This is a genomic window from Flavobacterium acetivorans (genome assembly GCF_020911885.1).
GTDB lineage: Bacteria > Bacteroidota > Bacteroidia > Flavobacteriales > Flavobacteriaceae > Flavobacterium > Flavobacterium acetivorans.
In genome coordinates this window covers 1,282,363-1,292,940 of the sequence record NZ_CP087132.1, presented here as the reverse complement: position 1 = coordinate 1,292,940, position 10,578 = coordinate 1,282,363, and the positions used below count along the sequence as shown (strand labels likewise).

Sequence of the window (10,578 nt, the reverse complement as noted above, 5' to 3'; positions counted from 1 at the left end):
CTGTAGGTCGAATTGAGATTAAAAAAAGAATCAGCTTTGCGCTTTCTGCTTTTCTTACAACTCCTCTAGCCCAGCAACCAACTAGGAATCAAATTCCGACAAAAAACCAAAACCGTTAACAAGGAGTGATCTAACAAATAAATTGTCGCCTGAAGAATTTGCGACTGGGGATAATTGCAGAAACAATTGATCCATATATAATTCAGTAGGTTTCATACTATTTATATCAAAGGATAAATTTTATCCTTAAGTTTAACAATCAGATATTTAGGTGTGCGAAAATACACTAATTAAAAACAACAGAAAACATTAATATTGTTTTATTTATAATTATCGACAAACGGTATTTTTCTATAGATGAACTACATTAAATTCACCTATAAATCCTTTATTTTACTACAAAAAAGTCGTTTTTTTTAGAAAAAACTATATCGTAGTGGGTTGTGGGTTGTCGGTTGTGAGTTGTGAGTTGTGGCCCTTCGTCCGGCTCAGGGCAGGCTTAGCTCAGGGTAGGATCTGCTACCATTGACGTTTTTATTAAAAGAGAAATATTAAGGTTGCTAATTTTCTTTTTTAGTGGTGTATCCTTCGTCTGTTCCCTGTGCCCGCGTTTGAATCTTCGATTTCAATGCCCGAAAATTAAAAACACTACTCTCTGATTTCTAAGTTAAAAAATTTGACCGCAAATTCCGCAAATTTTCACTGATTCGTTTGCGGGAATTTGTAGGGTTTGTGGTTAGAAACACTTTTGCATTGGGGTGTGGGTTGTAGGGTGTCGGTTGTGGGGTGTGTCCTTCGACTATGCTCAGGATGACAGTGGGTTGTGAGTTGTCGGTTGTGAGTTGTCGGTTTCCTGAATCCAGCATTCTTTGCTGTTTTCATTTCACTATAACATTTTTACTTTTTCGCTAGATGAAAGAAGCTTCTTAAAAATTAAAAACATCATCCTCTGATTTGGCAGTTAAAAAATCCCACCGATGATTCCGCTAATTCGTTTTTGGTTAAAAACCAGTTCTTATTTTATTATATTAACAACACATAAATCGCATAACTAGGCAATTGATTATGCTCTCCAAAAATTATTTGAACCAGTCATTGGACCAGTCATTGAACTAGTTCGCAGAATGTGTAAAAATCGGTCTGAGTTATTTATCTCAAACGACTAACCCACAATCAGCGGTTGTACCAGTTCTAATTTTAAGCCCGTGTATAAACAAAATTCTTCAATGCTTAGGAATTGATGTTCTTGCTTATTCAATTCCTTTTTAATGGCAATTAGAAGTAATCTTGAATACCGATAACTTTTACCTGTAATCCTCTGAACGTCTTTTGGGTATATGCATATTCTTTTCTGTTCTGCTTTCATTGACCCGTTCTAAAATAACTATAAATATTATTAAATAAATCTTATTATAGTTATACAAATATAACTTTTAATCCGAAACTTACTACACAAAATCAGGCCGGTACCTTCGCCTTGCTCGTGCCTAAAAACTAATTCGGATCTATATCTAAAACTGTAGTATCCTTATGACCATTAGGATGGAACTAAAAGTCAAGAGAGATTTGTAGCGGGGAAAGCTTTGATGAGATCCCCGTCTTTATTTAGTGCTGTCGCCTTTCTGTAATTTATTTTCGAAATCAAATTCCTTCAACCAAAAAACATTAATTCCATTTTGTTGAAAATGAAAATTATAGTTTAATACTTTTCTTTTTTGCTTAATCAACCCTTCGACTTCGCTCAGGATGACAGTGGGTTGTGGGTTGTGGGTTGTGAGTTATCGGTTATCGGTTGTGGGTTGTGGGTTGTGGGTTGTGGGTTGTGGGTTGTGGGTTGTGGGTTGTGTCCTTCGGCCCTTCGTCAAAAGCTCAGGGCAGGCTCTGCTCAGGATGACAGTGGGGTGTGGGTTTTCTGTTATCGGTTAGGGTTGGAAATAAGCTTGATAGAAAAATAATACTGGAATTTGCCGCACTGGGATGTAAAATTGTATAGTATAAAATAGGCCATAATGGTTTTTAATAGTCCTTTATGGTCGTTTATGAACCCTAGTGCTTTGATTTTCATTTAAATAGTGAAAGCTTTGTACCATAGATCCGCTTTTAGATGCATCGAAATTGGTTTTATAAGGTTTGAAAAAATGTACCTAACATTTTATACATCAACATTATAACAATTAGAAATTATGGCCCAGCAAAAAGGTATAATTAAATTAAGAGGTACTATCGGGGATATTACTTTTTACAAAACTAAAGACGGTCATTTGGCTCGTGAAAAAGGAGGCGTTGATGCCAAACGAATTGCCAATGATCCTGCTTTTCAGCGTACAAGGGAAAATGGAGCTGAATTTGGCAGAGCCGGAAAGGCAGGTAAAGTTTTAAGATCTTCGATACGCAGCCTGCTTTTGAATGCTGCTGACAGCAGAATGGTCAGCCGATTGACACAAGCTATGATCAAGGTCATTCAGGCCGACACTATCAGTATCCGTGGTTTGCGAAACGTTATTGACGGAGAAGCTGAATTGTTAGGCGGTTTCGAATTTAATATCAATGGGACATTGGGTAGTAGTTTGTTTGCCCCTTATGCCGGAACTATTGATCGTATTAGTGGTGAAATTGCGGTTGCCATTGCTCCTTTTGTGCCCGCAAATATGATTGCTGCTCCTGCCGGGACGACGCATTTTAAAATCATTTCGGCTGGAACCGAAATTGATTTCGAAGCGGAAACATTTGTAGCCTCGCACTCAGAAACTGCTACTTTAGCCTGGGATATGGCACCTACGATTGCCATTAGCCATGTCAATATGGTGACTCCAAACAGTACTAAGCCTTTATTTTTAGTATTGGGCATGGAGTTTTACCAAGAGGTCAACGGACAGATGTACCCCTTGAAAAATGGTGCTTATAACGCATTGGCTGTGGTTGCCGTAAGCGGACTATAAATGGTTTTGGTATTGACCAGAACGTATTTCCCCGAAGGAACTAACGGGAAGCTTGTACATGAAGGCACAATAATCTGTCATACGATTGAATTGCCATGGAAAGACAATCTTAGTCAAGTTTCCTGTATTCCTGAGGGGGAATACTTTATAGAAAAGCGCTACAGTAGCCGATTTGGATGGCATTTGGAAGTTTTGAATGTTCCGAACAGGAGTTTGATTTTGTTTCATCCGGCTAACAATGCCTTGAACGAACTACGGGGTTGTATTGCTCCTGTTAGTCAACATTCAGGTTTTGGATTAGGGCTCCAATCGAAACAAGCCTTTAGAAAGCTTCAAACGGTGGTTTATCCTGAACTGGATGCAAAAGAGAGTATTTTATTAATTGTTCAATCTTGATTCCTTAAGGGAATTGCAAAAAAATAAAATTATGAATGTTATCAAACGAGCGAAAGCTCCCACTCCAAAATTTTTTAAAATGCTTCGAAATATCGGGCTTGCCTTGGCGGCGGTTGGCGGCAGTATTATTGCTGCACCAGTAGCCTTGCCTTTGACCCTTGTTTCGATAGGCGGTTATCTGGCTGTTGCCGGTGGTGTATTATCGGCTGTAAGTCAGCTGACTGGCGAGCCTAATTATGATCCTGATGCAAACGAGTAACAGTCCGCTCATAGGGACTGCCAGTGGTACTTTTTTGAGTGTGCTACCGAATTTACAATCGGAAGACTTATTGAAAACCATTGTGCTGGCAATTATTGGCGCAGTTGTTAGTTTTGCCATCTCGGTCCTGCTCAAAAAACTGGTTCGAAAGGAGAAGAAATGAAACTTTTCCTGATGTGAGTTGTGTCCTTCGGCAAGCTCAGGATGACTCTGTTGTGAGTCTTGAGTCCAGACCTTAAGGTCTGGGCTTTTTTTTGATTTAAGGGAGGTTCTTGTGGGTTTCCGGTTATGGGTCATTGGCTTTCCCGAGGCTAACATATTGCTTGTGCCCAAACCAATTCTAATCTATTTTTAAAACTGTATTATCATTATCACCAATTTGAAAGGGACGCAAAGTCAGGAGACGTTTGCGGAACTGATCTTTTTTATTTTGCTTTTAGGTATGGAAGAGATTACCCCAAGCATCAAATTGGCGTCTTTCTACCGCCACAGCTGCCTCGTCAGAGATGACAATTATACTTCCCAGATAATCCCGGTGTAAATAATATTTTTTATCGAAAATGGCCCCAGCTCTTCGAAGTGTTTCCTAAAAGTCAGGGTTGCTGTGCGAAGTCTCCCGACTTCGTACCCGTTCCAATATTCCGTCCCTACTTTGTCAAACTCAATATTCATTATATTTAGTAAAATTATTCAAATTCAAAACATCAACAATAGGATTGTCTGCTTTTTCAATTTTTAGTAATCCTGTATCTGAAACATAATTACTGGCACTGGAATAAATATAATGCGATGCTTTCTCGACAATACCAGCACGCACAGGATTAAGATGGATATAATCCAACTTTGACCACATAAATTGGTTGCTATAAATTTCTTCAGGATGATTGCCGTACTGCCAAAACTGATAGTTTTTGTTTCTAGAATGACTTTCGGTTGCTAATTTAAAACGCTCCAACATCCATTCTCGTCGACTCTCTGGATCTGATTTTATCTTTTCTAATATTTTTGTAGCCGTAAATTTCTTGAAATCTCGCAACAAATCCGACAATTCTCCATCGCCCGATTGCACTACCATGTGGATGTGATTGCTCATAATTACATAGCCATACAAAACCATTGCTTTGTTTGTAATACAATATTCTAAACATGCTACAACTATGTCTCTGTAATTTTTTCTTGTAAAAACATCAACCCAATCTACAACGGTTGCTGTGATAAAATGAGGCAAAGTTTGATCTCTTATTTTATACCCCTCTGACATATCTTTTTAATTCAAATATAATAGTTTTTTACTACAAATAAATACTTGCCTTTTTTGACTTGTTTTTGTTGCTCACGTTGTGGCTCAACCTCAACTTTGTGGGTACGAAGTCAGGAGACTTCGCACAGCGCCCTAGATTTTTAAGAATGTTTATTTTTTATGGAACACTTCGGAGAGCTGGTGTCGGGAGACTTCGCACAGCACCCTAGAATTTTAAGAATGTTTTTTTTTATGGAACACTTCGGAGAGCTGGTGTCGGGAGACTTCGCACAGCACCCTAGAATTTTAAGAATGTTTTTTTTTATGGAACACTTCGGAGAGCTGGGTTGATAGTCCAGTCATCAAAAATTTTGCTAAAAATCTATTAAGAGACTATGAGGCTGTTAACAATGCAGTGATTACTCCATATAGTAATGGGCAAGTTGAAGGCCAGGTTAATAGACTTAAGAACATAAAAAGGATGATGTATGGAAGGGCTGGATTCCAATCGTTAAGAAAAATAGTGTTGTCCAAATCGATTTTAGATCACCAAAATTGACGAAGAACCACTTTGTAGCGGAATCATGGTGCACTTTGTAGCGGAATCGTGGCGACCTTTACAGCGGAATATCCAGATAGAGAATATCTGTACAATACCTGGTATAGGTGAGCTAACTGCTGTTATTATTTTGGCGGAAACTAATGGTTTTGAACTCATACGAAGCAAGAGACAATTGACAAGTTATGCAGGACTTGATGTTAAAGAAAAACAATCCGGAACATCGGTAAAAGGAAAACCTCGAATATCAAAAAGCGGAAATAGACACTTGCGCAAAGCAATGCATTTACCAGCACTAGCTGCAGTAAAATGGGATGATAATTTCAGAGATTTATACCTGCCACAAAACTACTAAAAAAAGTCTCTCAAAATGGTGTTCAAGGAGCTACTTTAAAGATTTCTTTGCTGAAAATATAGCAACTTTATAGAACCAGAAAACCCGAGCTATTGCTCGGGTTTTCTGGTTCTATGTCTTTTTTTTGAACTACATTTTATTTTTGAGAAGTTTTTTTGTCTCATTATTATAAAGTTCTTTTGCAATAGTTATTTCCTTTGCATTGATAAAATCATCTATACTGATGTATATAAATCCATTATCATCATCTATATTTAGATTTTTTTTGTCGGCACATTTTACACTTTTTTTTCCATCTATTAGGTAAAGTAATATTCCGTCATTAAAATTTTTAATCGCAAGTTCAATTAATCTTTTGTAAATCACTTTATTTATTTCTTCATAACTAATACTTCTAAAACAAGATTTTATAGAACATAAATCTTCTAATGGAAAATTAGGATATGCTTCAATTTTTTCAAGAGGAGTTAAATCACTATGACAAAATGTGTAATATTTTTTTTGAATATCTCCCATTTGATTTTGACTAAATGAAATATTTGATGCTAATAAGAAAAGAAAGAATATCTTTTTCATAAACATATCAGTTTTTAGGTTAGTTTTCATCATTTAGTTAGATTTAAAAATTGATTATACATCTGACTATTAAAGTAAGGAGAACCCATACTTTGTTCCCAACCATAAGCCTTAACTTCTGAACGGGCATTATTTCCGAATTGATTTAGCCATCCAGCATAATTACCGCTTATATAATCTGCAACGTGATTTAATTCGTGACCAGCTACACTTGCAACGTGTCTTACACTGTTTAAAGCCAGCTTTTTTTATATAAATTAATCCTTTAGATACTATTTTGTAATTTCCTGGCGTCCCTGTTTGTGATTTTTGGGCTTGACCACAAACATTATCTTTTCCGCCTATGACATCTTGTATTTCAAACCTTACTTCATGATACTTTTCTTTACCAAGTTCAACTTCAAGATTCTCACAATCTTTATCAAACTCTGAAATATTATTTTTTAAAATCCCATTTAGTGTATTCATACTAGGAAGTCCAAAAGGGACTGTTGCTCCAGAGCCCCAGATAATTACAGGAGGTGTTTTTAGATAATTTTGAATTACTGTAAATACTGTTTCTTTTATTTCTTCCATTTCAAATATGCCTTTCAAAAAATTATTTTATCACAATATTTAATTGCCTCGGGACAATGAATAACTATTCCGTTTTCAATTTGAACTTCAGAAAACCATAATAACCTGTGTTCTTGTTGATGCTCATATTTTTTATGCTTCATAAACATTTCAACCCCTAAAGTTATTTGGGATAATTCCTCTTTCATTATAATTGGATTTTCAAAGTCAATATCATGAAATGCTTTATTCTGTTCATTTTCTAATATTTGAACTTTAGAATCTCCATATATACAATCTCCTTCAATACCGGTATTAACAAAAGGTAATTTCCTTGCTATTTCTTTACCAAAATTTACTGAATCTTTTATTTTTATTGCACCTATACCTTTAAAATCCTTAATTACATTTTCATTCAAAGAATTTGTAGCACACAGTACATAAGCGTTGATCCCACCTTCATAAGATACATATTGGCTAGCGTCTTTGCCATTAAATCCACCAACTAGATTTTGTCCTTCAGTTCTATCACCTTGCATTTCATCTTCATATTTTTTAAAATTTTTAAAACTTGATAGATAAATATTTCCATTCTCAAAAAAATCTTCAACATATTGAATATCACTTAAAATTCTGTAAATAGGATTTAATCTACTTAACCAAGTTACATGAAAAGCTGATGTACTGTGAATATAGTTCATAATGTTTGCGAAATTTCAGCTCCAACTTTTGTCATTCTTGCTAGTATTAATTCTTCCAATTCTTTATTATCATATTCAATAACCTCGTGCCAACTTTATTTCCATTCTATGTTTTGTATCTCACTCATTATTTACAGGTGAATTGTTAATGCTGGGTTTATTGTTTTTAAAATTTTAAAATTAAAAAGGTAAATCATCATCATCGTCATTAACTAAAGAAACTTGTCCAGTTGATTCAATTGTTGATATGCTTTCATTATATTTTTTAATAATTTCGATTATTGTTTCCAAAACAATTGAAATTTTCCCTTCTTTAGGTAAATCATCAGTGTTTTCAATTTTAATGAAAATGTTTTCTTCAATAAAAACGGTTAAAGTTTCTACTAAATTAGTAAAGTCAATATCGCCAGTGTAATCAATTTGAAGATTATTAGAACCGATACCCTCAATTGTAATAATGTTAGCATCTTCATCAAACAATATTTTAGCTATTTTTTCTGTCATTTTAATTATCTTTTAAAATTCTTTTAATGTTATATTTTTTAGATCGCATATTGAAGATATATTCTCCACCATCAAGTATTCCGCAAATTTCTTTTTGAGCATTTTGATTTTCAAGGACAACTTGTTTATAGCTAATCTTGTTACTTTGATTTGATGCTATGATTATGCTTTCAGCATCTCCATACACAACAATTGATGGATTATGTGTAACTAAAAAAATTTGTTTATTGAATTTAATTTCTCTTATTAGTTTTACCAATGTATCGGTAATGAATTTGTTCCCAAGATTGTCTTCGGGTTGATCTATAAAAATAATTTTAGACTTGGGGTTTTTTAAAATTATTTCTAAATATTTTTCAGAGTTATATCCAGGACTATTCTTTTTGGAACTTTCACCATTTTCATATTCCAAATAATCTGTTGGATTGTCATATGAATTTAATAAATCTGAAAGTTGTTTTCTTATTTTTTTCCGAAGAGAATCACTACTTACATCGCTATAATTTTTAATGCTTTTTTTAGAATTAAGAAGACCTAACGTATTAAGATATAAACTAATATTATTTTCTCCATTTTGAATACCCTCAAGAATTAAATCAATAATAGTATTTACTTTTTCTATTTCTAGAATTAATGAAACACTATCATTAATTTTAATAGGTTGTTTTAATTCATAGTTGAATTTTTCAAGAGAATCAGAACTTTTTTTAAGAATTACACTAGAATTAAATTTCTTTTCAATACTAGTTTTTAAATCATTAATTATTTTTTTTGATTCACTCTTACTTCTTGCTTCTTGGGTAAGTTGTTGATTTACATTATCGATTACAGAATCTATTGAATTCAAAAACCTTATTTTTTTTGTATTTAGTTTATCTAATTTCGAAATTAATTCCAATTTGACATCGATTAAATCTTCATAATTTTGAATTGTTTCTAACTCATTTTCTTTAAACGAAAGAATGGTCTTTGTTTTTAATTCAGCATTTTTTTCTTTAATTAAATCTAGTAAGTCTTTTGATTCAGTTATCAAATCCGTTTGATCTAATTTTTCAAACGACTGGTTTTTATTCCAACTGAATACAAAATGTTCACTTAATATATTTTCAATAGTTGAATCGTGAAGTATAAACTTTTGTCCTTTATCGTTTGAGCTTACACTATATGCTTCTAAAAAGGTATCAATTACAGAATCGAAGGTTCTTTTATGTTCCGTAAAAAGAGTACGTGTTTCTGTATATAGAGTCCCTTTATTAGCTTCTTTTGCTAAATCTTCAAGTTTTTTATCTTCAAAATATCTAACAATATCACCCTGCTTAATGTAGATAATTTCATCTTTTGTTATTGATGCTTTGTCTCCATAAAGCATATCAAATTTTGACTTAATTTCAATTTGATCGTAATCGATATTGTACTTGCTTTTTTCAATATTTACACTATCAATTTTATCTCCTAAAATTGTCATCATTAAACTCTTTCCGCTTGAGCGTCCACCTATTAATGTGTTTAGGTGTGGACTAAATACTAACTCACAATCGGTTAATGTAGAATTATTAGTAATCTTTATTTTCTCAATATAGTTGAAAGTTGGATGAATTTTGTCTAGCTCTGGTGTTGATTTAATTCGAGATTCGGGATCTATAAAAGCTAAACGCAATGCTTCAAAACTTTTATCTCCTTTTAGATAATAAAACTGATGGATTTTACATTCCTGCCCTCCTTTATTGGTACAAGGGTATTGTGAAATATTATGATTGTCAGAAAAGTTAATATACGGTATATCATTTCTTTTCTTAAAATCATATTCTAAAACCTTATCAAATCCTTTGTTATATTGTTGCCTAGCTTTTTCGGCTACTTTTTCAAATGCACTTGGCATTAACAAAACCATTCGTTGAGCGTCTTCAATATTTTCTTTATAGCCATCTAAAATACTTTTTGTATTTCCTGCGTGAGGGATAAAAAAGAAATCATCATCTGGAAATAATTCTATAACTTCCTCAATATTTAATACCCTCTCTTTATCTGCAACACCATTTTGAGCGTATTTGGCTTCTAATTTATCTGAAATATTTCTTGCGTTTGTTTTATCCTGGAAATTAAAAATTATTAATGAATGGTATGTTTTATTACCTCTTGATTCAGTATTAACAATAATGTCAAGTTCTACGCCAAGTAAAAGTAATGGGTCCTCAAATTCATTATAACTATCATAGTAGGCATTATAAGCATCAATGTTTATTATATTATGATCGGTTAGGGAAAAAATATTAACACGACTCTCTTTTAGCTTTTGTTTGAGAATATCAACACAAAAACTTCCGTTATAATCATTTTCCTTTGTTTTTCTACTCCAATCTGTGTGGATATGGAGATCTATTTTCTGCCAATCTGAATAACTCATAATTAGTTCCTTTTTAATTTTATATGGTTATCGTTCTTTTTAAATTTTACCAAAAAAGATAAAAGTCACAGCTAACCAAAATCACACATT

General features: G+C 33.4%; 11 protein-coding genes and 1 pseudogene. 5 read left to right on the top strand and 7 right to left on the bottom strand.

The genetic code is table 11. The features are described from left to right. Positions 1-1,162 precede the first annotated feature (1,162 nt). On the bottom strand, positions 1,163-1,366 hold the full coding sequence (locus LNP19_RS05785) for a hypothetical protein (RefSeq protein ID WP_072946060.1): 204 nt from the start codon (positions 1,364-1,366) through the stop codon (positions 1,163-1,165). A gap of 817 nt (positions 1,367-2,183) precedes the next feature. Here LNP19_RS05785 and LNP19_RS05780 point away from each other — a divergent pair. Genes LNP19_RS05780 through LNP19_RS05770 form a run of 3 tightly spaced genes read left to right on the top strand, consistent with a single transcriptional unit; the run spans position 2,184 to position 3,594 of the window. Then, positions 2,184-2,939, top strand: coding sequence for a hypothetical protein (locus LNP19_RS05780; RefSeq protein ID WP_230063843.1), 756 nt, complete (start codon positions 2,184-2,186; stop codon positions 2,937-2,939). After that, a complete protein-coding gene (locus LNP19_RS05775) occupies positions 2,940-3,335 on the top strand; it encodes a DUF5675 family protein (RefSeq protein ID WP_230063842.1) in 396 nt (131 codons plus the stop codon). A 31-nt stretch (positions 3,336-3,366) separates the two neighbouring features. Further along, positions 3,367-3,594 (top strand): hypothetical protein, encoded by a 228-nt coding sequence (locus tag LNP19_RS05770; RefSeq protein ID WP_230063841.1) that lies wholly within the window; start codon positions 3,367-3,369, stop codon positions 3,592-3,594. Positions 3,595-4,255: 661 nt separating this feature from the next. Here LNP19_RS05770 and LNP19_RS05765 read toward each other — a convergent pair. Continuing rightward, positions 4,256-4,855, bottom strand: a complete 600-nt coding sequence (locus tag LNP19_RS05765; protein WP_230063840.1) for an REP-associated tyrosine transposase — start codon at positions 4,853-4,855, stop codon at positions 4,256-4,258. Between the two features lie 343 nt (positions 4,856-5,198). Here LNP19_RS05765 and LNP19_RS05760 point away from each other — a divergent pair. Beyond that, positions 5,199-5,393, top strand: a pseudogene (locus tag LNP19_RS05760) (transposase); the annotation flags it as partial. A gap of 25 nt (positions 5,394-5,418) precedes the next feature. Next, positions 5,419-5,748, top strand: coding sequence for an IS110 family transposase (locus LNP19_RS05755; RefSeq protein ID WP_230063839.1), 330 nt, complete (start codon positions 5,419-5,421; stop codon positions 5,746-5,748). Positions 5,749-5,877: 129 nt separating this feature from the next. On the opposite strand, the gene LNP19_RS05750 is transcribed toward LNP19_RS05755, so the two are convergent. From LNP19_RS05750 to LNP19_RS05730, 5 genes are all read right to left on the bottom strand, one after another. Further along, positions 5,878-6,324, bottom strand: a complete 447-nt coding sequence (locus tag LNP19_RS05750) for a hypothetical protein (RefSeq protein ID WP_230063838.1) — start codon at positions 6,322-6,324, stop codon at positions 5,878-5,880. Between the two features lie 162 nt (positions 6,325-6,486). Beyond that, complete coding sequence (locus LNP19_RS05745) at positions 6,487-6,900, bottom strand: hypothetical protein (protein ID WP_230063837.1); 414 nt, start codon at positions 6,898-6,900, stop codon at positions 6,487-6,489. A 14-nt stretch (positions 6,901-6,914) separates the two neighbouring features. After that, complete coding sequence (locus LNP19_RS05740; protein WP_230063836.1) at positions 6,915-7,580, bottom strand: hypothetical protein; 666 nt, start codon at positions 7,578-7,580, stop codon at positions 6,915-6,917. 180 nt (positions 7,581-7,760) lie between these two features. Next, positions 7,761-8,084: a hypothetical protein gene (locus LNP19_RS05735; protein WP_230063835.1), complete on the bottom strand. Its 324-nt coding sequence runs from the start codon at positions 8,082-8,084 to the stop codon at positions 7,761-7,763. Between the two features lies 1 nt (position 8,085). Then, positions 8,086-10,488: a hypothetical protein gene (locus LNP19_RS05730; protein ID WP_230063834.1), complete on the bottom strand. Its 2,403-nt coding sequence runs from the start codon at positions 10,486-10,488 to the stop codon at positions 8,086-8,088. Positions 10,489-10,578: the final 90 nt, after the last annotated feature.